At 64.7% G+C, this 22,964-nt stretch carries 25 protein-coding genes; 21 read left to right on the forward strand and 4 right to left on the reverse strand.

Annotation, left to right across the window (positions count from 1 at the left end; translation table 11 throughout):
• Positions 1 to 23 precede the first annotated feature (23 nt).
• The 3 genes from C6A82_RS18760 to C6A82_RS18770 all read right to left on the reverse strand — a co-directional run bounded on the left by C6A82_RS18760 (position 24) and on the right by C6A82_RS18770 (position 3,086).
• Entirely contained in the window at positions 24 to 980 is a 957-nt protein-coding gene (locus C6A82_RS18760) for an LLM class F420-dependent oxidoreductase (protein WP_105349185.1), read from the reverse strand.
• A 124-nt stretch (positions 981 to 1,104) separates the two neighbouring features.
• Entirely contained in the window at positions 1,105 to 1,509 is a 405-nt protein-coding gene (locus tag C6A82_RS18765; protein ID WP_105349184.1) for a cobalamin B12-binding domain-containing protein, read from the reverse strand.
• Positions 1,509 to 3,086: a methylmalonyl-CoA mutase family protein gene (locus C6A82_RS18770; protein ID WP_105349183.1), complete on the reverse strand. Its 1,578-nt coding sequence runs from the start codon at positions 3,084 to 3,086 to the stop codon at positions 1,509 to 1,511. Before C6A82_RS18770 ends, C6A82_RS18765 begins: the two co-directional genes overlap by 1 nt.
• A 186-nt stretch (positions 3,087 to 3,272) precedes the next feature.
• On the opposite strand from C6A82_RS18770, the gene C6A82_RS18775 reads away from it, so the two are divergent.
• From C6A82_RS18775 to C6A82_RS18800, 6 genes are read left to right on the forward strand one after another with little or no spacing between them, the layout of a single operon-like run.
• On the forward strand, positions 3,273 to 4,112 hold the full coding sequence (locus C6A82_RS18775) for an NAD(P)-dependent oxidoreductase (protein ID WP_105349182.1): 840 nt from the start codon (positions 3,273 to 3,275) through the stop codon (positions 4,110 to 4,112).
• The gene (locus C6A82_RS18780; RefSeq protein ID WP_105349181.1) at positions 4,109 to 5,608 is read left to right on the forward strand and encodes a class I adenylate-forming enzyme family protein; all 1,500 of its coding nucleotides are present in this window, start codon (positions 4,109 to 4,111) and stop codon (positions 5,606 to 5,608) included. The genes C6A82_RS18775 and C6A82_RS18780 overlap by 4 nt, the downstream gene beginning before the upstream one ends.
• Positions 5,605 to 5,907: a hypothetical protein gene (locus tag C6A82_RS18785; RefSeq protein WP_105349180.1), complete on the forward strand. Its 303-nt coding sequence runs from the start codon at positions 5,605 to 5,607 to the stop codon at positions 5,905 to 5,907. The genes C6A82_RS18780 and C6A82_RS18785 overlap by 4 nt, the downstream gene beginning before the upstream one ends.
• Before the next feature lie 4 nt (positions 5,908 to 5,911).
• Positions 5,912 to 7,225, forward strand: coding sequence for an MFS transporter (locus tag C6A82_RS18790; protein ID WP_105349179.1), 1,314 nt, complete (start codon positions 5,912 to 5,914; stop codon positions 7,223 to 7,225).
• Between the two features lie 26 nt (positions 7,226 to 7,251).
• Positions 7,252 to 8,076: a putative hydro-lyase gene (locus tag C6A82_RS18795; protein WP_105349178.1), complete on the forward strand. Its 825-nt coding sequence runs from the start codon at positions 7,252 to 7,254 to the stop codon at positions 8,074 to 8,076.
• Entirely contained in the window at positions 8,073 to 9,392 is a 1,320-nt protein-coding gene (locus C6A82_RS18800) for an MFS transporter (RefSeq protein WP_105349177.1), read from the forward strand. The genes C6A82_RS18795 and C6A82_RS18800 overlap by 4 nt, the downstream gene beginning before the upstream one ends.
• Here the strand turns inward: C6A82_RS18800 and C6A82_RS18805 are convergent.
• Positions 9,389 to 10,465: a dihydrodipicolinate reductase gene (locus C6A82_RS18805; protein WP_105349207.1), complete on the reverse strand. Its 1,077-nt coding sequence runs from the start codon at positions 10,463 to 10,465 to the stop codon at positions 9,389 to 9,391. The genes C6A82_RS18800 and C6A82_RS18805 overlap by 4 nt on opposite strands.
• Positions 10,466 to 10,571: 106 nt before the next feature.
• Between C6A82_RS18805 and C6A82_RS18810 the strand changes: the two genes are divergently transcribed.
• From C6A82_RS18810 to C6A82_RS18880, 15 genes are all read left to right on the forward strand, one after another.
• On the forward strand, positions 10,572 to 11,171 hold the full coding sequence (locus C6A82_RS18810; RefSeq protein ID WP_105349176.1) for a TetR/AcrR family transcriptional regulator: 600 nt from the start codon (positions 10,572 to 10,574) through the stop codon (positions 11,169 to 11,171).
• A gap of 40 nt (positions 11,172 to 11,211) precedes the next feature.
• Positions 11,212 to 11,946, forward strand: coding sequence for a hypothetical protein (locus C6A82_RS18815; RefSeq protein ID WP_396836319.1), 735 nt, complete (start codon positions 11,212 to 11,214; stop codon positions 11,944 to 11,946).
• Between the two features lie 57 nt (positions 11,947 to 12,003).
• Positions 12,004 to 12,606: a TetR/AcrR family transcriptional regulator gene (locus C6A82_RS18820; protein WP_105349175.1), complete on the forward strand. Its 603-nt coding sequence runs from the start codon at positions 12,004 to 12,006 to the stop codon at positions 12,604 to 12,606.
• A gap of 164 nt (positions 12,607 to 12,770) precedes the next feature.
• Complete coding sequence (locus C6A82_RS18825) at positions 12,771 to 14,303, forward strand: nitric oxide reductase activation protein NorD (protein WP_105349174.1); 1,533 nt, start codon at positions 12,771 to 12,773, stop codon at positions 14,301 to 14,303.
• A 61-nt stretch (positions 14,304 to 14,364) separates the two neighbouring features.
• The gene (locus tag C6A82_RS18830; RefSeq protein ID WP_105349205.1) at positions 14,365 to 15,165 is read left to right on the forward strand and encodes a CbbQ/NirQ/NorQ/GpvN family protein; all 801 of its coding nucleotides are present in this window, start codon (positions 14,365 to 14,367) and stop codon (positions 15,163 to 15,165) included.
• Positions 15,166 to 15,182: 17 nt separating this feature from the next.
• Positions 15,183 to 15,311, forward strand: coding sequence for a hypothetical protein (locus C6A82_RS18835; protein WP_255419282.1), 129 nt, complete (start codon positions 15,183 to 15,185; stop codon positions 15,309 to 15,311).
• Between the two features lie 2 nt (positions 15,312 to 15,313).
• A complete protein-coding gene (locus C6A82_RS18840; protein WP_105349173.1) occupies positions 15,314 to 16,003 on the forward strand; it encodes a hypothetical protein in 690 nt (229 codons plus the stop codon).
• A 21-nt stretch (positions 16,004 to 16,024) separates the two neighbouring features.
• Entirely contained in the window at positions 16,025 to 16,465 is a 441-nt protein-coding gene (locus C6A82_RS18845; protein ID WP_105349171.1) for a hypothetical protein, read from the forward strand.
• Entirely contained in the window at positions 16,462 to 17,682 is a 1,221-nt protein-coding gene (locus C6A82_RS18850) for a cytochrome P450 (protein WP_105349170.1), read from the forward strand. The genes C6A82_RS18845 and C6A82_RS18850 overlap by 4 nt, the downstream gene beginning before the upstream one ends.
• Positions 17,679 to 18,728 carry a dihydrodipicolinate reductase gene (locus C6A82_RS18855; protein WP_105349169.1) on the forward strand — a complete coding sequence of 350 codons (1,050 nt, stop codon included), beginning with the start codon at positions 17,679 to 17,681 and terminating at the stop codon, positions 18,726 to 18,728. The genes C6A82_RS18850 and C6A82_RS18855 overlap by 4 nt, the downstream gene beginning before the upstream one ends.
• Positions 18,725 to 19,153 carry a hypothetical protein gene (locus C6A82_RS18860; RefSeq protein WP_105349167.1) on the forward strand — a complete coding sequence of 143 codons (429 nt, stop codon included), beginning with the start codon at positions 18,725 to 18,727 and terminating at the stop codon, positions 19,151 to 19,153. The genes C6A82_RS18855 and C6A82_RS18860 overlap by 4 nt, the downstream gene beginning before the upstream one ends.
• 4 nt (positions 19,154 to 19,157) lie before the next feature.
• Positions 19,158 to 20,345, forward strand: coding sequence for a cytochrome P450 (locus tag C6A82_RS18865; protein ID WP_105349166.1), 1,188 nt, complete (start codon positions 19,158 to 19,160; stop codon positions 20,343 to 20,345).
• Entirely contained in the window at positions 20,342 to 21,568 is a 1,227-nt protein-coding gene (locus C6A82_RS18870) for a cytochrome P450 (RefSeq protein WP_105349204.1), read from the forward strand. Before C6A82_RS18865 ends, C6A82_RS18870 begins: the two co-directional genes overlap by 4 nt.
• Positions 21,568 to 22,128 carry an emopamil-binding family protein gene (locus C6A82_RS18875; protein WP_105349164.1) on the forward strand — a complete coding sequence of 187 codons (561 nt, stop codon included), beginning with the start codon at positions 21,568 to 21,570 and terminating at the stop codon, positions 22,126 to 22,128. Before C6A82_RS18870 ends, C6A82_RS18875 begins: the two co-directional genes overlap by 1 nt.
• A 1-nt stretch (position 22,129) precedes the next feature.
• Positions 22,130 to 22,951: an SDR family oxidoreductase gene (locus C6A82_RS18880; protein WP_105349163.1), complete on the forward strand. Its 822-nt coding sequence runs from the start codon at positions 22,130 to 22,132 to the stop codon at positions 22,949 to 22,951.
• Positions 22,952 to 22,964: the final 13 nt, after the last annotated feature.

Raw genomic sequence — 22,964 nt, forward strand, 5'->3', positions numbered from 1 at the left:
CGTTCGACTCTTCGCGCAAGCGCTCATCGTAGCGCAGCGGCGAGCTGCGAAATCACCTCGCGTGTTCGGTATTTCGACGCGATGAGCTCGTCGCGGTTGTCGCCGATCGGCAGCAACCGCACCGACAGGTCGGTGACCCCTGCGTCGGCGAACTGCCGGAACCGCGCGAGGATCGCTTCCTCGTCGCCTGCGGCACACAGATCGCCGACATCGCGCGCATCGCCGCGGTCCAGCAGGCGCTGGTAGTTCGGCGACGTCTCCGCTTCGGCAAGAATGCGATTGGCGCGCTCCTTGGCCGCGTCGATCTCCGAACTGGCACACAGACACACCGGGATGCCCGCGACGATGCGGGGCGCAGGCCTGCCCGCGTCGGCGGCGGCCTTGGTGATCTTCGGCGCGATGTGGTCACCGATGGCCTTCTCGTCGGCCATCCACAGCACGGTGCCGTCGGCGCGCTCCCCCGCGATCTGCAGCATCACCGGTCCGAGCGCGGCCACCAGCACCGGCATCGGCGTCTCGACGCCAAGCACCGTCGGGTTGTGGACGGTGAACGAGTCGTTCTCGACGTCCACCGGTCCAGGACCGGCGATGGCCGCGTTGAGCACGTCGAGGTAGTCGCGGGTGTAAGCCGCCGGCTTCTCATACGGGATGCCAAGCATGTCCCGCACAATCCAGTGGTGCGACGGCCCGACGCCGAGCGCCAGCCGCCCCGACGCCATCGCGTGCACCGAAAGTGCCTGGCGGGCAAGGGCTATGGGGTGCTGAGCCTGCAGGGGCACGACCGCAGTACCCAGCTCGATGCGCGACGTGTTGGCGGCCATCAGCGCCACCATGGTCAACGCGTCGAAGTCGTCGGGCACCTGTGGCATCCACGCGGTGTCCAGGCCCGCTTCCTCGGCCCACTGGATGTCGGACACGAGCTTGGTCACCTTGCGCGTCATGTCGCCGCGCTCGGCTCCGATCATCACGCCTAGGCGCATTGGCCGGACCCCTTTCCGTCGACGAGCGCCGAGTGTGCATCCACTGCGAGGAATCGGCCGAGGATTCGCGTTGAGCGCACGCTCGGTGACTGCGGGGCCGCAGGCCTTCGCCTCGTTCGGCGGCTCATACGGACTCCCCGGCCTTCTCCGTCAACGCGCGCACGTCGCGCACGAGCACATCCAGCGGTGTCCCAGTCGGAAAGACCGCGGCCGCACCGGCGGACATCAGCTTCGCCACATCGGCCTCGGGAATGGTTCCGCCGACGACCACGGCGATGTCGCCGGCGTCCGCGGCCCGCAGCGCCTCGACGGTGCGGGTGGTGAGCGCCACGTGCGCACCCGAGAGAATGCTCAAACCGACCAGCGCGACGTCCTCCTGCAGCGCGATCGACACGATGTCCTCGATGCGCTGCCGGATACCGGTGTAGATGACCTCGAAACCCGCATCACGAAGCGTGCGGGCGACGATCTTCGCGCCGCGGTCGTGCCCGTCCAGACCCGGCTTGGCGACAAGAACCCTGGTCGCCACTAGAACACCACCGGCTGCTGGAACTCGCCCCATACCGCTTTCAGCGCGTTCACCATCTCCCCCACCGTGCAGTAGTTGTTGGCGCAGCCGATCAGGTGATGCATCAGGTTGTCGTCGCCTTCGGCGGCACGCGACAGCGCGGCGAGGCTGGCGGCGACGGCGTCGGAATCCCGCTCCTCCTTCACCTTCGACAGCCTCTTGAGTTGGATGTCACGACCCTCGGCGTCGAGTTCGTACATCGACACGTCGGGGGCGGGCGCGTCGGTGACGAACTTGTTCACGCCAACGACGGGCCGGGCACCGGATTCGACTTCGTGATGGATCTTGTATGCCTCGTCGGCGATCAGGCCCTGCAGGTAGCCGTCCTCGATCGCGCGGACCATGCCGCCATGGGTCTCGAGGTCGTGCATGATCTCGATGATCTTGTCTTCGGTCGCATCCGTCAGTGCCTCAACGAAATACGACCCACCGAGCGGGTCGGCGACGGCCGCGACGCCGGTTTCGTACGCCAGGATCTGCTGCGTACGCAACGCCAGCGTCGCGGACTCCTCGGTGGGCAGTGCAAACGGCTCATCCCATGCGGCGGTGAACATCGACTGGACGCCGCCGAGCACCGACGCCATCGCCTCGTAGGCGACGCGCACGATGTTGTTCTGCGCCTGGGGCCCGTACAGCGAGGCGCCGCCCGACACGCAGCCGAACCGGAACATCGACGCCTTCTCGTTGGTGGCGCCGTAGCGCTCGCGCACGATGGTCGCCCACCGCCGCCTGCCTGCCCGGTACTTCGCGATCTCCTCAAAGAAGTCGCCGTGTGTGTAGAAGAAGAAGGAGATCTGCGGTGCGAACTTGTCGATGGTCATCCGGCCGCGCTCGACCACGGTGTCGCAGTAGGTGACGCCGTCGGCGAGCGTGAACGCCATCTCCTGGACGGCGTTCGCGCCTGCGTCGCGGAAGTGCGCACCGGCCACCGATATCGCATTGAATCGCGGTACTTCAGCAGCGCAGAACTCGATGGTGTCGGCGATCAGCCGCAGCGACGGCTCCGGCGGCCAGATCCACGTGCCGCGGGAGGCGTACTCCTTGAGGATGTCGTTCTGGATGGTGCCGGTGAGCTTCTCTCTCGGCACCCCCTTCTTCTCGGCGGCCGCGACGTAGAACGCCAGCAGGATCGCCGCGGTGCCGTTGATCGTGAAGCTGGTGCTGATCTTGTCCAGCGGAATGCCGTCGAAGAGGACCTCGGCGTCGGCGAGTGTGTCGACGGCGACGCCGACGCGGCCGACCTCCTCGCTGACTTCGGGGTCATCGGAGTCGAAGCCGCACTGCGTCGGCAGGTCCAGCGCGACCGACAGGCCCGTGCCGCCTTGGTCGAGCAGATACCGGTAGCGACGGTTGGACTCCTCGGCCGTCCCGAAACCCGAGTACTGGCGGAACGTCCACAGCTTTCCGCGGTAGCCGCTGGCGAAGTTGCCGCGGGTGAAGGGATAGTCCCCCGGCGACGGCGGCTCACCGGCGCGATCGCCCGGCCCGTAGACGGGCTGCAGGGGGATGCCGGAGGGGGTCTGAACGGGCTCGGTCATCAATGGATAACGTACTTGCAAAAAATGAGAATGCCAATACCGCACGCCGGAAATGCGCACGGGAGAGCACGTGCGCAGTGGGGCCGAACCGAGGCGAACACCCGGTACACAGTGATTATGGCACTTGCGTAAAATGAGAACGTCAATACCGATTTGTTAGGGTGAGTCTTCGTCGACAGGAGGCCGATGACTGAGCCGTCCAGCTACTCGTTCACCGATCGCACGCTCGTCATCTCTGGCGCCAGCCGTGGGATCGGGCTGGCGATCGCACTGGGCGCCGCGCGCCGAGGCGCGAACATCGTGCTGCTGGCCAAGACCGCCGAACCGCACCCAAGGCTGCCAGGCACCGTGCACACCGCGGTCGCAGAGATCGAGGCGGCCGGAGGTAAAGGCGTGGCTGTGGTCGGCGACGTGCGCAACGAGGAGGACGTGGCGCGCACCATCGACACCGCGGTCGAGCGTTTCGGTGGCGTCGACATAGCCGTGAACAACGCCAGCGCCATCGCCACCGAGCCGACCGAGAAGCTCCCGGCCAAGAAGTTCGACCTGATGATGCACATCAACGTCAGGGGCACGTTCCTGTTGACGAAGGCGGCACTCCCGCATCTCAGGCAGTCACGTGCCGCCCACGTGCTGACGCTGGCACCGCCGATGAACATGAACCCCCACTGGCTGGGCGCGCACCCGTCCTACACGCTCTCGAAATACGGGATGACCCTGCTCTCGCTCGGCTGGGCCGCCGAATATTCCGACACGGCAATCGGCTTCTCCTGCCTGTGGCCGGAGACCTACATCGCGACCTCGGCGGTGGCCAACCTCGCCGACGGCGACAAGCTGGCCGCCCGCTCGCGCGACCCGCAGATCGTGGGTGACGCCGCGGTCGAGATCTTCTCCAGGCCGCCCGCCGAGGTGAACGGGCAGTGCTACATCGACTCGCAGGTGCTCGCCGAGGCCGGTCGAACAGATCTGTCCCGCTATGGGGGCGGCGACGACCCCATCCTTGATATCTTCGTCGACAAATCATGAGCATCTCTTTGCTGCTCGAGATGGCTTCCTCGAGCGATCCAGACCGGACGGCACTGGTCTCCGGCGACATGCGGTTGACCACCGACGAACTCAGCGCGCTTGCCGACGGCGGCGCCGGGGTCATCGCGTCCTCTGGCGCACAGCACGTCGCCTACGTCGGCACCGGCGGGGCGATGCTGCCGCTGCTGTTGTTCTCCGCAGCCCGGGCCGCAGTCGCCGTCACTCCGCTGAATTACCGCCTCAGCGCCGACGGGTTGCGCGAGCTGATCGACCGGCTGCCCACGCCGCTGGTGGTCGCCGACGCCGAGTACGTCGACGTCGTGGCCGGCGCGGGGAAGCAAGTAATCTCCTCCGAGGAGTTCGTCGCTTCGGCACGCACCGCAGAACCCGCAGCCGAGTTCGCCGATCCCGACAGCGTCGCCGTCGTGCTGTTCACCTCCGGCACGACCTCGCGTCCGAAGGCTGTCGAGCTCACCCACAACAACCTGACCAGCTACATCACCGGCACGGTGGAGTTCGGCGCGGCGGCGCCGGAGGACGCGGCACTGATCTGCGTTCCGCCGTATCACATCGCAGGTGTCAGCGCGGCGCTGTCGAACCTCTACGCGGGCCGAAAGATGGTGTACCTGACAAGCTTCGACGCTCGCGAATGGGTCCGGCTGGTCGCCGAGGAGGGGGTTACGTCGGCGACAGTCGTGCCGACGATGCTCGACCGCATCGTCGCGGTGCTTGAAACGGAGAAGACGCCGCTGCCGACGCTACGGTCGCTGGCCTACGGCGGATCCAAGGTCGCACTTCCGTTGGTGCGCAAGGCGTTGTCGCTGATGCCCGATGTCGGCTTCGTCAACGCCTACGGACTCACCGAGACCAGCTCGACGATCGCGGTGCTCACCCCCGACGACCACCGCACCGCCCTCGGCGCCGCCGACGAGGCGGTCGCGCGTCGGCTCGGTTCGGTCGGGCAACCGGTGCCGACAGTCGAGGTGCAGATCCGCGCCGACGACGGAACCGTTTTGAGCGCAGGGCAACCCGGTGAACTGTTCGTCCGCGGCGAGCAGGTGTCCGGCCGCTACACCGGTATCGGCTCCGTACTCGACGATGACGGCTGGTTCCCCACTAAGGACGTCGCCTATCTCGACGAGGACGGCTACCTCTTCATCGGCGGCCGATCCGACGACACCATCATCCGCGGCGGTGAGAACATCGCACCCGCCGAGATCGAGGATGTGCTCGTCGAACATCCGCACGTGCACGACTGCGCGGTCGTCGGCGCCGACGATGCTCAGTGGGGCCAGATCATCGTGGCCGTCGTCGTGCCCGCATCGGGGGCATCGCCCGATGCCGAGGATCTGCGTGGCTTCGTGCGCGGCCAGCTGCGCGGATCGCGCACCCCGGACAAGGTGGTGTTCCGAGATGAACTGCCCACCAACGCGACCGGCAAGGTGCTGCGCCGCGAACTCGTCAGCGAGCTGAACGCCAGTAAGGAGCCAGCATGATCAAGAACGGCACGCGCCTGCAGAGCCAGGTGTGCGACACCCAGGTCATCGTCGTGCGGTCGGCCGACAGCCTCGACGATCTACGCGCGGGCGGCGCCCCGATGGTGCCGATCGGTGACGACGTCTCCTCCGATCTGACTCTTGACGAAGCGTTGGCGGACGGCAACCTGATGGGCAAGCGCTACGTCGACGACAACGGCGCCGAGGTGCTCGTGACCAAGGCGGGCAAGGGCACCCTTTCGGTGGGATCGACGCCGCTGACCATCAAGGAAGCCAAGCCACTTCCGGCCAGCGACTGAACTGATGTCGGCGCAGGCCGCGACGACCACCCTGGTGTCGCCGCTGCGCGTCGCCGTGGCCAGCTTCATCGGCACCACGGTCGAGTTCTACGACTTTCTCATCTACGGGACGGCCGCTGCTCTCGTCTTCCCAAAGCTGTTCTTCCCCACCGCGTCACCCGCGTCCGGCGTCCTGCTGTCCTTTGCGACATTCGGCGTCGGGTTCTTCGCCCGACCTCTCGGCGGCATCGTATTCGGTCACTTCGGCGACCGGCTGGGGCGAAAACGGATGCTGGTCTATTCACTTGTCGGCATGGGTGTTTCGACCGTGCTGATCGGGCTTCTGCCCACCTATGCCCAGATCGGAATCACCGCGCCGATCCTGTTGACCGCGCTGCGGTTGGTGCAGGGCTTCGCGGTCGGCGGCGAATGGGGCGGCGCGACGTTGATGGCGGTCGAGCACGCATCGACGGAGCGCAGAGGTTTTTACGGAGCGTTCCCGCAGATGGGTGCGCCCGCCGGGACCGCGAGCGCGACACTGGCATTCTTCCTCGCCTCACAGCTGCCCGACGACGCGTTCCTGTCCTGGGGCTGGCGGCTCCCGTTCCTCTTCAGTGCGGTGCTGATCGTCATCGGTCTGGTGATTCGATTGACGCTGTCCGAGAGCCCGGACTTCGCTGAGCTGCGGGATACATCGGGCGTGGCGCGGATGCCCACCGCAGAGGCCTTCCGCAGGCACTGGCGTCAGATCCTGCTTGTCGCCGGAAGTTACCTGTCGCAGGGTGTTTTCGCGTACATATGCGTGGCATATCTTGTCGCTTACGGCACGACGGTCGCCGAGATTGACCGCACCTGGGCCCTGTTCGGTGTCTTCGTCGCCGCCGTGGTGGCAGTGGTGATGTACCCCTTGTTCGGCTCCCTGTCCGACCGAGTGGGCAGAAAGGCGCTTTTCCTGACCGGGGTCGTGCTGATGGCGGCGTCGATCGGCCCGGTATTCTCGATGATCAACACCGGAGAACCTGCGCTGTTTCTCGTCGCGCTGGTGCTGGTGTTCGGGCTTGCGATGGCGCCCGCCGCCGGGGTCACCGGTGCGTTGTTCTCGATGGCCTTCGACGCGGACGTGCGGTACAGCGGCGTTTCGATCGGTTACACGCTGTCGCAGGTCGTCGGTTCGGCTTTCGCCCCGACGATCGCCGCCGCGCTGTACAACGCGACGAAGAGCAGTGACGCGATCGTCGGCTATCTCGTCGCCGTGTCGGTGATCTCGGCGATCTCCGTCTGCCTGATGCCGGGCCCGTGGCGCGGCGGTTCCACCCGAAGCGAGGCCGACGTTACGTAGCCCGCGCAAACGGGAACACCCGCCCAATGGGCGTGGAGACGCCGGCGGTGAAGGGCGCTGCAGCGTCCGGTCTCCATGACGCTCGTGCCCGCATCCGCGCCGGTGAGCACACGGGCCCGACCAGTGGGCTCGCGCCGGGGTTCGCCCAAGCCAACCTGGTGGTTCTGCCCGCGGCGGACGCTCTCGACTTTCTGCGGTTCTGTGTCCGGAACCCGAAACCGTGTCCGGTGCTCGAGGTCACCGACACCGGGTCACCGCATCCCAGCACGCTGTCGCCCGGGTCGGATCTACGCACCGACCTCCCGCGCTACCGCGTGTTCGAGAACGGCTCACTGCTCGACGAACCGACGAACATAACCGAATACTGGCGTGACGATCTGGTGGGCTTCCTGCTCGGCTGCTCCTTCACGTTCGAATGGGCGCTGGCCGCTGCGGGTCTGCCGCTCGCGCATCAGCGCCAGGGCGTCAACGTGCCTATGTACGTCACCGATCGACGCTGCGCGGGCGCTGGGCCGTTCGAGGGCCCACTCGTCGTATCGATGAGACCCTTCACACCGGAGCACATCGCGGGTGCGGTGGAAGTCTCGTCACGATTCCCGGCGATGCACGGCGGTCCGGTGCACATCGGCGATCCCGCTGCCATCGGCGTCGCCGATCTCGACGCGCCCGATTTCGGCGATCCGGTCACTCTCGGGGCCGACGAAGTGCCGGTGTTCTGGGCATGCGGGGTGACGCCCCAGGCCGTCGTCGTCGAAGCCAAACCGTCGCTGGCGATCTTCCATGCCCCCGGACACATGTTCATCACCGACCGACCGCACATCGAATTCGACTCCCAGGAGAAGTCACCATGACCGTGCCCGACGAACAGATCCCACCTCGCCGGTCCACACCGTCGGAGACCCGGAAGGCGGTGCGGGGAGCCGCTATCGGCAACACCGTCGAGTGGTTCGACTTCGCTGTCTACAGCGTGCTCGCCACCTACATCGCCGACAAGTTCTTCCCCTCCGGCGACGACACCGTCGCACTCCTCAACACCTTCGCCATCTTCGCCGCCGCCTTCTTCATGCGACCGCTTGGCGGATTCTTCTTCGGGCCGCTGGCCGACCGAATCGGCAGGCAGCGCGTGCTGGCGATCGTGATCCTGTTGATGTCGTTCTCGACGTTCGCGATCGGCCTCGTGCCAAGCTATGACGCCATCGGCGTCGGCGCACCGCTTCTTCTGCTCCTCCTTCGCTGCCTGCAAGGCTTCTCGGCGGGCGGCGAATACGGCAGCGGCGCATGCTTCCTCGCCGAGTACGCCCCCGACAGGCACCGAGGCTTCGTGGTGTCGTTTCTGGTGTGGTCGGTGGTTCTCGGCTTCCTGCTGGGGTCCATCACCGTCACCGTGCTGGAAGCGCTGCTGTCGGAAGCCGCCATGAACGCCTACGGCTGGCGTATTCCGTTTCTGCTGGCGGGCGTGCTCGGCGCTGTCGGCCTCTATATTCGGTTGCGGCTGCACGACACACCGGAATTCGAGGAACTGCGGGATGCAGGCGAACTGTCGTCGTCACCCCTGAAGGAAGCCCTCACCACGTCGTGGCGACCCATCCTGCAGATCGCAGGACTTGTCATCATCCACAACGTCGGCTTCTACACGGTGTTCACCTTCCTGCCGAGCTATTTCACCAAGACCCTCGAGTTCACCAAGATGGACGCATTCGTTTCGATCACCGTCGCCAGCGTCGTCGCCCTGATCCTCATTCCGCCGCTCGGCGCGCTGTCCGATCGGGTGGGCCGCAAGCGGATGCTCATCGCGGGCGCGGTCGGCTTCATCGTCTTCACCTATCCCCTGTTCCTACTGCTCAACTCCGGGTCGCTGGCCGCAGCGATCGCAGGCCACGCCGGCCTTGCCGCCGTCGAAGCCGTGTTCGCGTCGACCGCACTGGCGGCTGGAGCAGAGTTGTTCGCGACACGCGTCCGGTCGGGCGCATACTCGATCGGCTACAACATCTCGGTCGCGATCTTCGGAGGGACGGCGCCGTACGTGGCGACCTGGCTCACCGACCGAACAGGCAACGAGTTGGCCCCGGCCTACTACGTCGTCATCGCCGCGATCGTTTCGCTCGCAACGGTTCTGACCATGAAGGAGACCGCTGCGCGACCACTGCGGAAGCTCGCTACGGCCTAGCCCCACATCAGACCGCGGATCGTCGCCGAGAGCGGAATATCCTCCACGGAGATGATTCCGGCCGGGGCGTTGCAGATCCAGTCGATCGCGTTCACCACACGGGCAGCGGTGGAGACGCATCCTGCCTCGGTGACGTCAAGACGCGGGTCGGAGACATGCGTGTTGAGTTCGACGCGAGGTTCGCCCTCGACGACGACTCGGTGGACTCCGGGCTTGCCGTCGGGGGGATATTCCCAATCCGGTGCCGTCGCAGCTGTGAGCCGGGTGATGTGTTCCATCGTGATCACCGGCACCCCGTCGCGTACCCCTTCTACCGCGAATCGGACGGCGGCCATCTGGCCGGGTTCGATCGTCGCCATCTTGCATTCGATTCGCGTTTCGGTGTACCAGGGTTCTATGCGCTGACGGAGTTCGTCGAGTTCCACACCGAGTTGATCTGCGAGGTTGCGGACCGGACCGCCCCACATCGCTGTGAGGACGCCCGGCAGGAAGAGCATCGGCGGGTCCGCGTCGGCGGTCATCCCGAAGCCCATCGATACCCCGGTGAATTCGTAGTCGTCGTAGTTGGCGTAGTCGAAGATCTCCTGGACGAGGATTGACGTCGCACGGGTAACCAAGCTCAGCGCACTGTGTACCTCGGTGTCACCGGAGTAGCCGGGATCGATGCCGTTGACGTACAGCGAAGCGTTTCCGGTCTCGCACGCCTGTTCCAGCGGTCCTCGCAGCCAATCGTCGGCCTGGCGGGGCGTCACCAGCCACACCATCGATGTCGCGGCCACGTTGACGCCAGCAGCAAGGAACTTCGACATCTGGTCGAGGGCTTCCATCGGTCGCGTCTCGGCCTGGGCGGTGTAGACGACGCAGTCCGGCTTCAGCGCGATCAACGCGTCGATGTCATCGGTAGCGATGATGCCGGTCGGCTCTTGCAGTCCGCAGAGTTCCGACGCGTCTCGTCCGATCTTGTTCGGGCTTGCCGCGTGTAGGCCGACCAACTCCAGATCCGGCCGCCCGATGATCGCCTTGAGTGAATGTTGGCCGACATTGCCGGTGGAGAATTGAACTACTCGGCGCATCGTCATCCTCCAGTTGCAGATCGTGGCCATCATCTAAACGGATCATGCTGACTGAAGTCAACGCGCCACCCCACGCGCATCGGACGCTTGACGATATTGTGGCCGTATGGCCGTGGTAGACAAGCCCTCAGCGCGTGAAGCGAAGCGTCTACAAACTCGCGAACGACTCATGGGCGCCGCCATCGCCGAGTTCAAGCGGTCCGGTCTCGCGGCGGCTGATGTAGGCGCCATCGTGACGGCCGCCGGCGTCGCGCACGGCACCTTCTTCTTTCATTTCCCCACAAAGGAACACGTCCTGCTGGAATTGGAGAGGCGCGAGGAGGAGCGTATCGCGAAGCAGCTCGATCGCTACGTGGGCTCCAACCCCGACCTCCCCTCGATACTCGAGGAGTCGGTTCGCCTTGTCGTGGGATTGGAGCGCCGGTTGGGTGCCGCATTGTTCAAAGACTTCCTGGCCCTGCACTTCTCACAAACGCGCCCTGCCGACGAAAGCAATGAACACCCCGTCATCGTCACAGTCGCCGAGGAGATTGAACACGCGCAGAAACGTGGCCAGGTGGACGCTGACGTGAACCCGATGAACAGCGCGGTGTTTTTCCTCCTCGGCCTGTACGCGCTGCTCACGACGACACACGACTGGCCGGCACAGGGCGCAATGCTCGACGATTACGTGGCCAGGACGCTGCGGGGGATCGGCGCCACGTAGCCGATTGACCGCTTCGCGTAATTGACTATAGTCAGTCATCGTGAATCTGCCGACGTTGAGACTTGGCCGCGGTGGCCGGGTAGACACGCCGAAGACCGATCTCACCGGCAGCGGCCTCGACGAACACATGGAGGCGTCACGGCGTGCGCAGCGCCAGGCTGACAAGTGGCTCATCTCGGGCAGCCTCCTGATCGGCACCGCGGCGTTGGGCGTCTTCGGCCTTCCGCTTTTCCTCCGCGGTGTATGGCTGCTGCGCAAGGCGCAACGAGAGGGCCTGACGGTCCGGCCCATGTTGGTCACACTGCTCGGCTACCTCGTGATCATCGACGCTGCCATCAACACCGTGGGCTGGGCACTCGACCTTGTCGCCAACCACACCATCCTGGCCCGCATCCTGTTGAACGGCTGGGGCGCGATGTTCGATGCCGGATACTTCTGGCACTACAACGAGTTGTGGTTGGGCGGGGCTGCAGGGCCTGGTGAGAAGGCCATGGAAGTCGGGATGATCCTCACCGTCTTCACGATGCGGATAGCCGCTGCGATCGGTTTCCTGCAGATGAAGCGATGGGGCCACCAATGGATGATCATCACCTGCTGGATGGGTGTGCTCATCTGGTGCCTGTACGTGTTCAACATGACCATGTACGCCGATGTGCGCTTCGCCGGAGTCGTGCTGCCGGTAGTCGGATGGTGGCTGTACGACATCTTCTACATCACCCCGTTCCTTGCGATCCCGTACCTTCACTCGGTCAATCGCGAGATCTTCTCGGACTGATCTTCAATGACTGCACTCATTGACTTTGGTCAGTAACTGGGTTACAAAGAGCGGACCATGACGCCTCAGGTCAAGCAGTCGTCGCGAGACGCGCGCCGGTTGCAGACGCGGGAACGCATACTCGGCGCGGCGATCGCCGAATTCAAGCGCGCGGGCATGTCCGGCGCAGACGTCAATGCGATCGTCGCCGCAGCAGGCGTCGCGCACGGAACCTTCTTCTTTCACTTTCCCAGCAAGGAGCACGTACTGCTGGAACTGGAGACCCGCGAGGAAGCGCGGATGGCTGCCGAATTCGGCCGGTTCCTCGATGAGCGCCACGATTTGGTGACCGCGCTCACCGAAGCCGTGCACCTGGTCGCGGGGCTCGAACGAAGGCTTGGCCCAGTGCTCTTCAAAGAGCTACTTGCGCTGCACTTCTCGCCGACACGGCCCAACGAGGACGAGTGGACCGATCATCCGATCATAGTGCTTCTTGTGCAAGAGATCGAACGGGCGAGAGGCGACGGCGAAGTCCATCCGGAGGTGGACGCGTTCTACAGCGCAGCGTTCTTTCTTCTCGGCATCTACGGCGTGCTGACCACTATGAGCAATTTCGACACCCGAGAAACGATGCTGGCCGAATTGGTGTCCACCGCCGTGCGCGGCTTGGAGTTCCGATGACCGCGTCGTGCATGCGACAACCCAACGGCGAGGAGGCCTGAAGTGGATTGGGTTTGGGAGATTCTGCGCTACGTCGCCGCATGGGGCGGCACAGGTCTGATCATCTGGTTCTGGTACTGGATGTTCTCGAATATCGGCACGTTCTGAAGCGATTCGATAAAGGCATGCCCGAGCTATCCGATGCGCACGCGCGTGCTGTCGAGCGCAGTTGTGCGGTGACGGCGGTCGCGTTGAGCGGACAGCGTCGCCAGGGGGTGCGGCTGGTCAGCGGGGCCAGGCGGGACTTCGGTCTCAGCTCCACACTCGACTTCATCCATGTCCCGTATCCGCCGCCGGTGCGTACCTGGACTCGCCGCACCTTGACATGCGGTGTGGCGCTCCAATGTTCACCGTCGAAGGACCGAATCGTCGGCTACCGATTGAACGAGTTGTCGGCGCGGGAGCTGAGTGCGCTGACACTCGTCGAGGCGAGCGTCGCCCTGGGCTGGGTCGCCGAGCACTGGCCCGGGCTACTGCCTGAGATCCGGCGGCTGCTGCCCGACCTCGACGATGCGGCAGGCGATATAGGCGCCGAAGAAATGCTCGATCGCGCATTCGGAATGGCGCGTTCGTCGCAACAGCTGATCGTCGACCCGCTGCTCGGTACCCTGCCGAAGGCATACACCGACCCGCAGGGGCTCACCGACAAGCTGCGTCGGACCTTCGGCAGAATGCCGTGGACGACCTCGCAGAAGCGACTGCCACGGCCCTACTCTGTTCCCGTCGGCGGCGACGGCGGCGTACGCAACCCCAACCTGCCGCCACCGAGCCGACCGCACGACAACGACTTCGACGTGACGCCGCAACACCGTCCCGGCATCCCGTATCCCGAATGGAATTCGTGGACGAAGAGCTTCATGGCGGACCACGTCTCAGTTCTCGAGCGCCCACATTCGAGCCGCCACCGCCATCCGGTGACGGCCGACGCCGATCTGCGCAAATGGTTCTCCGAGCACACCCATCGCGCCATGAAGAACCGGTTGGAGGACGGCTCCGATCTCGACGTCGAGCAGTACGTCAGCCACTACATCGACCTGACCACCGGTGATGCGCTGGAGCCGCGCATCTTCCGCGATCTGCTGCCCAGCAGCCGCGACGTCACCACGGCGTTGCTGCTCGACGGGAGCTCGTCGCTCGGAGTGCACGGTGGCAGGATCTTCAGGCTCGAGTTGGCCTGTGCCGATGCGCTATCGCAGGCGATGACGCTGGCGCGCGAGCGCCACGGCATCTTCGTTTTCACCGGCAACACGCGCCACCGTGTCGAGGTGACGTGCCTCAAGGAGTTCGAGGATCGCCGGTTCGTGCCCCCGGGCGGCCTCGGCCTTGCCACCGGCGGATACACCAGGCTCGGTGCGCCGCTGCGCCATCTGACGAGCCGACTCCTCGACCAACCGTCGGAGAGGCGCCTACTCATCGTGATCGGTGACGGCCTGATCTCCGACGAGGGCTACGAGGGCCGCTACGCCTGGGCTGATGCGGCGCATGCCGTGGAGGAAGCCAACGACGCGGGCGTGAGCATGTACTACGTCGGCGTCGGACCAACCCGCGTCGACCCTCTCCCCGAAGTGTTCGGACCTCGCCGCTCCCAACGCATCCGGCGTATCGAAGAGCTCCCCCGCGTCTTAGCCCATGTGCATCGAGAGTTGGTGGCCGCGTGAGCGAAGCTTGCGAGCGAATCGATAGATCAGCATGCGGGGGCCGAGCCTGCGAGGTGACCGCATGACCGAAACCTACTACTCCAACGGCAACGAAGTTCAATTGTTCGAGCAGGCCTATCACCGGCACCTGCCGGTGATGCTCACCGGTCCGACCGGCTGCGGCAAGACACGCCTGGTCGAGCACATGGGTCTGCTGCTGCGACGTCCGGTAGTGACCATCAGCTGCCACGACGATTTGACCAGCTCAGATCTCGTCGGGCGATTCATGGTGACCGGTGGTGACGTGGTGTGGACCGACGGACCCCTCACGAGGGCGGTCAAGGCCGGCGCGGTCTGCTACCTGGATGAGGTCGTGGAAGCCCGTCACGACTCGTTGGCCATCCTGCACTCGCTGACCGATCACCGTCGCGCTCTCTACCTGGACCGTGCCGACGAGGTCGTCGCTGCACCGGAGAGCTTCATGCTCGTGTGCAGCTACAACCCGGCCTACCGCAGTTCGTTGAAGGAGCTCAAGCCGTCGTTCCGTCAGCGCTTCGTCACGCTCCCGATGCGTTACCTGCCGTCCGAGCGCGAGGCCGAGGTGGTCGTCGCCGAAACGGGCATCGCATTGCCGTCGGCGACGCGACTCGTTGCTTGCGCCACAGCCATCAGGACGGCCGACGAAGCGTTCCACTTCGAACCCCCGTCTACCCGCGTGCTGGTTAGCGCCGCGCAGTTGATCGCAGCGGGCGCAACCGAATTGGAGGCCGCTGAGGCCTGCATCCTCGCGCCCCTGTCGAGCGACGGTGCGATCTCCGAAGGTTTGCGCGAAGTCGCCGTCGCCAGCCTGGCCGGCGCCGACAGCTCGAGCCCAACACACTAGGAAGGAGCACGGCGAACATGGATCAGAAAGAGAAGAAGCGCAAGCGAGCTCTCATCGTCCTGCAGATTGTGATCTACGGCTACCTACTGACGATGTTCGGAATCCAGCTGTACATGTCCTTCGCCCGCGGGTGGTGGGAGTTGTGAGTATGGATGTGCGGGCGGGCGGCACGGTAAGCCTCGACGAGCACGATGAAGAGTCGCGCCTGGCGCAACGCCGGGCGGACAAGTGGATGATCGTCGGCGCAGGCTTGATGGGCATGTGGGCGCCGGGAATCTTTGGACTGCCCATCTTCCTGCGCGGCGTGTGGCTGCAGCGCCAAGCGGCCCGCGCCGGTCTGTCGATGCGGCCGATGATCGTCACGCTGATCGGATACCTCGTGCTGATCGACGGGATGCTCAACAGCCTCGGCTGGGCACTGGATCTCGTCGCCAACCACACCTTGATCAATCGCGTGCTGATGGTCGGCTGGGGCGCCATGTTCGACGCGGGCTACTTCTGGCACTACAACGAAGCCTGGGTCGGCGGCGCCGCCGGACCCGGCGAGAAGTCGATGGTCTTCGGGATGATCCTGACGGTCTTCGCGATGCGGTGTGCAGCGGCGATCGGCTTCCTGCAGATGAAGCGCTGGGGCCAACAGTGGATGATCATCACCTGCTGGATGGGCGTGCTCATCTGGTGCCTGTACGTGTTCAACATGACCATGTACGCCGACGTACGCTATGCCGGCGTGGTCTTCCCGGTCATCGGCTGGTGGCTGTACGACATCTTCTACATCACGCCGTTCCTCGCGATCCCGTACCTGCACACGGTCAACCGCGAGATCTTCACTGACTGAATTGATTCGAGGAGCACTGCTGTGAGTTCATCTACTTCCACACCTGAGTCCGCCGAGGATCACAAGGCCGAGGACCTCCCTCCTGGGACCACGCCGTACTACGCGAACATGCACAAGTGGATCAAGCGCGCGGTCCTGGTGTGTCTGGTCGCCCTGGTGATCGAAGGTGCCTTCACGCTGCCCTTCATGGCGGTCTACTACGGTTACCCGACCCTGAGCCTGACCGAGATCTGCAGTGAGCTGCTCAAGGTTCGGTATTCCGACGACGCCCTGGAGTGCAAGGTTCCCTATCCACCACTCGGACCGCCCGAGGGGGCCGAGGGCAAGGACACCGCGCAGGACCAATGGGGCATCCAGCCCGTTCCGAGATACAACCGGATCGGATTCCGCGAACTCGTGCGCATCCACAACGAGAGAGAGGCCCGCCAGGCCGCCGAGCAGCAGGGAGCCCCCGCGCCATGATGAAATCTGTCGAGGAACACGCGGCGAATTGGGACCTGCGCCACGAGGACTTCAACGACAACGACTTCCTCTACGACGTCTACTCAGTGATGCGGGACCGAGCCCCGTTCGCCCACACCGACGTTCCGTTCCTGTCCGCCACACCCGGCGGCGCATGGGTGGCAGTGCGATATGAGGACTGTTACAAGATCCTGCAGGACTGGGAGCACTTCTCCAGTAATCCGACGCCGGAAGCGTCCGAACAGCTCGCGGGCGATCTGGTCATCACGCTTGACCCGCCGCGCCAGCAGAAGCTCCGGAAGGTGCTCAACCCGTACTTCTCGCCGGCTCGAATGAAAGCACTGACGCCCCAGATCCGTGACGAGACAGATCGATTGATCGATGCCTTCATCGAGGAGGGAACCGGCGATCTGGCCGAGGTCGCATGGCGGCAGCCGGGCATCGTCTTCTTCAAGTACCTCCTCGGCATGCCGATCGAGGATGTTCCCTTGTGCATCGAGCTGACCGATACGGGACTCAACGGCGATACCGTGGAATCGCGCGCGGCGGCCTGGGGTGGGCTGTATCAGCACATTCACGACGCGGTATCGGCACGAATCGATGCGCCGTCACAGGACGACATGATCGATGTCCTTCTCGCGGCCGAGATCGACGGTGAGAAACTCGCCTTCGCCGACGTCGTGTCCAACGCGATGCTGCTTGTTCAGGCCGGCCTCGAAACAACGGCGAGCGCAATGTCGTTCGCGTTTCACTATCTCGGCACCCATCTCGACGAGCGCGACCGGCTCATTCGCGAGCCCGACATCATGCCGCGCGCCATCGAGGAACTGATCCGCTTCGGCGGGTCCATTCACGGCATCCCGCGAACGGTCGCCAAGGAGGTCGACCTGAACGGCCGCACCTTCTGCCCTGGCGAATCGGTCCTGGTCAACTACGCGTCGGCCAATCGTGACGCCGTCGAATTCGCCGATCCTGATCGCTGCATCCTCGACCGCAAGGCCAACCGGCACCTCGGGTTCGGGGCGGGCGTCCATCGTTGCCTCGGCTCCAATCTGGCACGCCTGGAATTTCGAATCGGTGTCGAACAAGCGTTGGCGCGGATACCCGACTACGCCATGGCACCCGATAGTGACACGGTATTTCACGGAAACTCGGTAACGCGCGGATACCGGGTGCTTCCCGTCGTGTTCAGTCCCGGAAAGCGGTCAACCGTATGAGCTATCGAATCATCCAGTGGATGACGGGCGACGTCGGACAGGTCGGTGTCCGGCACTTCGCCCACTGCCCCGTGTTCGACCTGGCCGGAGTATTGGTGCACAGCAAGGACAAGGTCGGCAAGGATGCGGGCGAGATCGCAGGGATCGCGCCGGTCGGCATCGTCGCGACGGACGACATCGAGGCCGTCATCGCCATGGACGCCGACTGCGTCTTCTACACGCCGATCATCATGGACACCGAAACCGTCTGCCGACTGCTGCGATCAGGAAAGAACGTCGTCACCACGAGCGGATTCTTCTACCCAACAGCGGACTTCGCCTCAGACGGCGCCAAGATACGTGCCGCATGTGAGGCTGGCGGAACCACTTTTCATGCCGGTGGCATCCATCCGGGCTACGCCGGAGACATCCTCCCGCTCACACTCGCCCGAGTGATGAGCAGGATCGACCAGATCCGCGTCCACGAAGTCGTGAACGTCCTCGCAGACGCGCCGACAGACCACATCGATTGGATGGGCTTCGGCAAGGACAAGGACGCATTCGTCTCCGAGCCGACGATTCTGGGTCTCGGGGTGCCGTTCTTCGCGCAGTCGATGTACATGATCGCCGACGGCCTCGGGGTGAGCATCGACGAGGTGACCGCCGCAGACGTCAGGGCAGCTGTGGCCACCGAGGACATCCCGCACGATCTGGGCGCGATACCCCGCGGCACGGTCGCCGCTCAGCACCACGAATGGACGGCATGGGTCGACGGCAGGCCGCTCATCGTCTTCGAGGCGCTGTACACGACTACGAGTACCGACAAGCTGGAGCCGGCATGGGATTTCGGCAAGACGCGCTACCGCATATCGATCGAAGGAGATCCGCCGAGCGAGCTCATCCTCCAGGGCGTCGAGCGACCAGACGGCACCATGGCGCACCCCGGCTACAGCTGGACCGCGATGGGCGCCATCAACGCGATCCCCGACGTGTGCGAGGCCGCACCGGGCTGGCTCACCCACCTTGACCTCGGTCTGGTCCAGCCCCGTGGCGTGGTGCGCACATGACCTCGACGCAATCAGCGACTCCTTCGCTTCACCACGTCGTCTTCGCCATCGCACCCGAACGTCACGATGCGGTGGCGGAGATGTTCACCGGCCTCGGGTTCACCCTTGCCCCAGCTGAACTGACCGAGCTGGGACTACGGATCAACCTGGACTGGGCGCACGGAATCGAACTGATCAGCCCACTCCCCGGAGCGACCAGCGCGGTGGCCGCGTCGGTTGGCGAGTTTCTCGACAGCAAGGGCGACGGCATCTACACCGTCGTGCTCCAGGTCCCCGACGCCTCGGCTGCTGAGGCCGTCACCGAGCGGTACGGGGCCGGCATCCGCTTCCGTCAGAAGCTCGAGGGCAACGGCACGCATCTCGAGGAAATCGACCTGTCGGTGTTCGACCTGCCGCTCACCCTGCTGGACACCAACATCCCCTGATGCCATGACCGATCCGCAGACACTCCCGCAGGTCCTCTACGAAGACCTGCCCATGGCGGCTGACCGCGGGGCGGGCTGGGCCAAGCTGCGAAGCCTCGGGCCGGTGCTGCAGGGCGACGGCTGGTACTACCTCACCAACCGAGAGGATGTGCTTGCCGCGCTGCGTAACCCGGAGGTCTTCTCGTCCACCCGGGCCTTCGATGACATGGTCAGCCAGGTGCCGCTTGTGCCGCTGGCCTTCGATCCACCCGAGCACACCCGATATCGCAGAATCCTGCATCCGTTCTTCAGTCCGCAGGTGCTTGGGACTGTCTTGCCGTCATTGCAGGCCCAGGCTGCGGAGATCATCGCCGAGATCGCAGCGCGTGAGCAGTGCGAGGTGATGGCCGACCTGGCCACGCCGTACCCGTCGCAAGTCTTCCTCACCCTCTTCGGTCTACCGCTCGAGGACCGGGACCGACTGATTGCGTGGAAGGACGCCGTCATCGATCTGAGCCTGGAGCGGGATCCCGACAAGATCGATTTGGTGCCCGCTGCAGAATTGTTCGGGTACCTCACCGATGCCATCGACGCACAACGCCGGCATTCCCGCGACGGGATCCTCTCGCAACTCCTGCACGGCGACGATGCGCTCACCGACGCCGAGGCGCTGGGACTGTCCTTCGTGTTCGTGCTCGCCGGTCTGGACACCGTCACCTCGGCGATCGGAACGACAATGCTCGAATTGGCCCGCCGCCCCGGCCTGTGCGACGACCTTCGCCGGAATCCGGACGCCGTACCGGCATTCGTCGAGGAGATGATCCGGCTGGAGCCGGCAGCACCGGTGGTGGGGCGAGTGACCACTCGTGCGGTGACGGTAGCAGGCGTCACGCTGCCCGAGGGCGCTGAGGTCCGGCTGTGTCTCGGCGCGATCAACCGCGACGGCAGCGATGAGGTGTCCGGCGACGATCTCGTCATGGACGGCAAACTGCACAGACACTGGGGATTCGGCGGCGGGCCGCACCGTTGCCTGGGTTCACACCTGGCGCGGATGGAGTTGACGATCGTGGTCCGCGAATGGCTCAGCCGCATAGGCGACTTCGACCTCGCCCCGGGCTACCAGCCGAAGATCAAGTGGCCCTCGGCCACGTGCACGCTGCCGGAGCTACCGCTGCGGATTCTGCGCCGATCGACCGCAACGGAGGCGTCATGACCGTCAATACCGCCAAGCCCAGCGTCTTCGAGGCCGGACTTCCCACGCTGACTTACGACTTCGCTGACACTCCACAGGACATCTATCCGCAGTTCCGGCGGGCGCAGCAGACCGCACCGATTGCGTTGGGGCCTATCGGACCCGAGGTGCTCTCTTACGAACTCGCGAGGACTGTGCTTCGCGATCCGCGGTTCGTCGTCCCTGCGGGCATTCACCTCTCTGCTCACGGCATCACGTCGGGTCCGTTGTGGGACAGGGTGACCCGCAGCATCCTCAACATGGAGGGTGACGAACACCGTCGGCTGCGGAGCCTGGTCTCGCGCGCGTTCACACCGCGGGCGACCGCGCGAATGCACGAGACCATCCACACAGTCATCAACGAACTCATCGACGGCGTCATCGACTCGGGCCGCTGTGAATTCGTCGCCGACATTGCTCGCCCTTATCCGATACCAGTCATCTGTGCGCTGTTGGGGGCGCCCCGTGAGCACTGGCAGCAGTTTTCGCGATGGGCGGAGGACATCTTCAAGATCGTCAGCTTCGACTGCGATCTCGCCGCGGAAGAACCCGTCGTCCTCGAGGCGTGGGGCCAGTTCGACGACTACATCGACGATATGATCGCCCAGCGTCGGAGCTGCTTGACCGACGATCTGCTCTCCGAACTCATCCGAATCGAAGACGCGGGCGACCGACTCAACGCCGCTGAACTGCGCATGCTGGCCTTCAGCATCCTGGTGGCCGGCACCGACACCACGCGCAGCCAACTGGCGGCGTCCATGCAGGTGTTGTGCGACCACCCGGACCAGTGGGCACTTCTTCGCCAGCAGCCCGAATTGGCGATGCGAGCCGTCGAAGAGACGATGCGGCATTCACCGTCGATGTGCAGCACCGTGCGCAGCGCCGTCGAGGACGTGACGATAGGCGAATACACCTTTCCCGCAGGCGCATACATTCTCGTCAACACCTATGCGGCCAACCGTGACAGCACCATCTATGACGGCCCGGCGCGCTTCGACATCACCCGCGACGATCCGCCACCGATTCTGACATTCGGTGGCGGAGTGCACTACTGCCTCGGCGCCAACCTGGCGAGGCTGGAACTCGCCGAGGCACTGAAGATCCTCTCTCAGCGTTTCCCGAATCCACGTCGCGCGGAGACGATGCCGTGGAAACCACTGCTCGGCCTCAGCGGGCCGACGAGTCTCCCGATGGAGTTCGACTGATGAGTTCTACGTCTGAAGCGCCGCCAGTTGCCGCCGCACGCGAGGTCATCCCGTTCCGGGAGCGCAAGGGCGACATCGTCTTGTGGATCTTCTTTCTGGTCAACGTCATCTTCGTGACGTACCAGGCAGACATCGAGCAGCTCGTCATACGCGACCCGGACAACTTCACCTATCCGATCTGGCCGCCCGCGTACATGATCGACTTCCTGCACTGGTATTTCGCGAACTACGACCCGTTGCTTTACGAAAGGCCCGTCTGGTACACCACCATCGTCATCATCGACCAAGTCGTCTACGGCCCCTTCTACATCGCCGCGCTGTACGCCTTCTGGAAAGGCAAGGAGTGGATCCGCAACTGGTCGATCATCTGGGCGTCCGTAATGCTCGCCACGGTCACCGTCATTCTCGGGGAAGAGATCGCGGGGCCGTTTGCCAGCGACCACCTACCGCTGGTGTTCGCAACCAACGCGAGCTGGTTGATCGTTCCGGTGTGGGTGCTCATCCGGATGTGGCGAGAACATCCGTTCACGCGGCCGGTCACCGTCGAAAGGGAGAAGTGACATGGCGACGTTTGCGGAGCGCTACGGCTCCTGGGCCGTCGTCGCGGGGGCATCCGAGGGTCTTGGCGAGGCACTGGCCCGAGGGTGCGCCGGGCGGGGGCTCAACGTCGTGCTCATCGCACGGCGCATCGAGCTCGCGCAGCAGCTCGCCGACGACATCGCCGCCGCCACCGGCGTGCAGACACGTGCGTTGCGGGCAGACCTCGCCAACCGTGACGACCTCGACCGCATCCTCGCCGAGCTCGTCGACCTCGACGTCGGACTCCTCGTCTACAACGCCGCGTTCTCCGTCGTCGGACCGTTCTGGAACTTCGATATCGACACCCACCTCAAGGAGATCGACGTCAACGTGCGCGGACCTCTTGTGCTCGCGCACGGTTTCGGCGAACGGTTCCGAGCGCGAGGTCGCGGCGGGATCATCCTGCTGTCGTCGATGGGGGCGCTGCAAGGCATGGTGCGGGTGGCGAACTACTCCGCCACCAAGGCGTACAACCTCGTGCTCGCCGAAGGTCTTTGGGCCGAACTCCGCGACGACGGCGTCGACGTCCTCGTCAGCTGCGCGGGCGCGACACGAACGCCCAACTATGTGGCGTCCGAGCCCGACGATGCCAACGTTCCGGTCCAGGAACCCGAGCAGGTCGCCCGCGAGACGCTGGATGCGCTCGGCAAGATGCCGACGCTGTTTCCCGCGCGCGTACTGCGGTTCACCCACTTCGCCTTCCGCCACCTGATGGGACGTCGCACCGCTGTCCGGTTGATGGCCTATGCAAGCAACCGAACCTACAAGGAGCAGGGAAGCTACAGCACCGGCAACCGCAACTGACCCGCGCCTTGTC

It is taken from the genome of Mycobacterium sp. ITM-2016-00318, from assembly GCF_002968285.2.
Lineage (GTDB): Bacteria > Actinomycetota > Actinomycetes > Mycobacteriales > Mycobacteriaceae > Mycobacterium.

Excerpts from the sequence above, each read along its gene's own strand:
- C6A82_RS18760 (WP_105349185.1), bottom strand. The coding sequence starts at position 980 with ATGCGCCTAGGCGTGATGATCGGAGCCGAGCGCGGCGACATGACGCGC.
- C6A82_RS18770 (WP_105349183.1), bottom strand. The coding sequence starts at position 3,086 with ATGACCGAGCCCGTTCAGACCCCCTCCGGCATCCCCCTGCAGCCCGTC.
- C6A82_RS18775 (WP_105349182.1), top strand. The coding sequence starts at position 3,273 with ATGACTGAGCCGTCCAGCTACTCGTTCACCGATCGCACGCTCGTCATC.
- C6A82_RS18780 (WP_105349181.1), top strand. The coding sequence starts at position 4,109 with ATGAGCATCTCTTTGCTGCTCGAGATGGCTTCCTCGAGCGATCCAGAC.
- C6A82_RS18785 (WP_105349180.1), top strand. The coding sequence starts at position 5,605 with ATGATCAAGAACGGCACGCGCCTGCAGAGCCAGGTGTGCGACACCCAG.
- C6A82_RS18790 (WP_105349179.1), top strand. The coding sequence starts at position 5,912 with ATGTCGGCGCAGGCCGCGACGACCACCCTGGTGTCGCCGCTGCGCGTC.
- C6A82_RS18795 (WP_105349178.1), top strand. The coding sequence starts at position 7,252 with ATGGGCGTGGAGACGCCGGCGGTGAAGGGCGCTGCAGCGTCCGGTCTC.
- C6A82_RS18800 (WP_105349177.1), top strand. The coding sequence starts at position 8,073 with ATGACCGTGCCCGACGAACAGATCCCACCTCGCCGGTCCACACCGTCG.
- C6A82_RS18805 (WP_105349207.1), bottom strand. The coding sequence starts at position 10,465 with ATGCGCCGAGTAGTTCAATTCTCCACCGGCAATGTCGGCCAACATTCA.
- C6A82_RS18810 (WP_105349176.1), top strand. The coding sequence starts at position 10,572 with ATGGCCGTGGTAGACAAGCCCTCAGCGCGTGAAGCGAAGCGTCTACAA.
- C6A82_RS18820 (WP_105349175.1), top strand. The coding sequence starts at position 12,004 with ATGACGCCTCAGGTCAAGCAGTCGTCGCGAGACGCGCGCCGGTTGCAG.
- C6A82_RS18825 (WP_105349174.1), top strand. The coding sequence starts at position 12,771 with ATGCCCGAGCTATCCGATGCGCACGCGCGTGCTGTCGAGCGCAGTTGT.
- C6A82_RS18830 (WP_105349205.1), top strand. The coding sequence starts at position 14,365 with ATGACCGAAACCTACTACTCCAACGGCAACGAAGTTCAATTGTTCGAG.
- C6A82_RS18835 (WP_255419282.1), top strand. The coding sequence starts at position 15,183 with ATGGATCAGAAAGAGAAGAAGCGCAAGCGAGCTCTCATCGTCCTGCAG.
- C6A82_RS18840 (WP_105349173.1), top strand. The coding sequence starts at position 15,314 with ATGGATGTGCGGGCGGGCGGCACGGTAAGCCTCGACGAGCACGATGAA.
- C6A82_RS18850 (WP_105349170.1), top strand. The coding sequence starts at position 16,462 with ATGATGAAATCTGTCGAGGAACACGCGGCGAATTGGGACCTGCGCCAC.
- C6A82_RS18855 (WP_105349169.1), top strand. The coding sequence starts at position 17,679 with ATGAGCTATCGAATCATCCAGTGGATGACGGGCGACGTCGGACAGGTC.
- C6A82_RS18860 (WP_105349167.1), top strand. The coding sequence starts at position 18,725 with ATGACCTCGACGCAATCAGCGACTCCTTCGCTTCACCACGTCGTCTTC.
- C6A82_RS18865 (WP_105349166.1), top strand. The coding sequence starts at position 19,158 with ATGACCGATCCGCAGACACTCCCGCAGGTCCTCTACGAAGACCTGCCC.
- C6A82_RS18870 (WP_105349204.1), top strand. The coding sequence starts at position 20,342 with ATGACCGTCAATACCGCCAAGCCCAGCGTCTTCGAGGCCGGACTTCCC.
- C6A82_RS18875 (WP_105349164.1), top strand. The coding sequence starts at position 21,568 with ATGAGTTCTACGTCTGAAGCGCCGCCAGTTGCCGCCGCACGCGAGGTC.
- C6A82_RS18880 (WP_105349163.1), top strand. The coding sequence starts at position 22,130 with ATGGCGACGTTTGCGGAGCGCTACGGCTCCTGGGCCGTCGTCGCGGGG.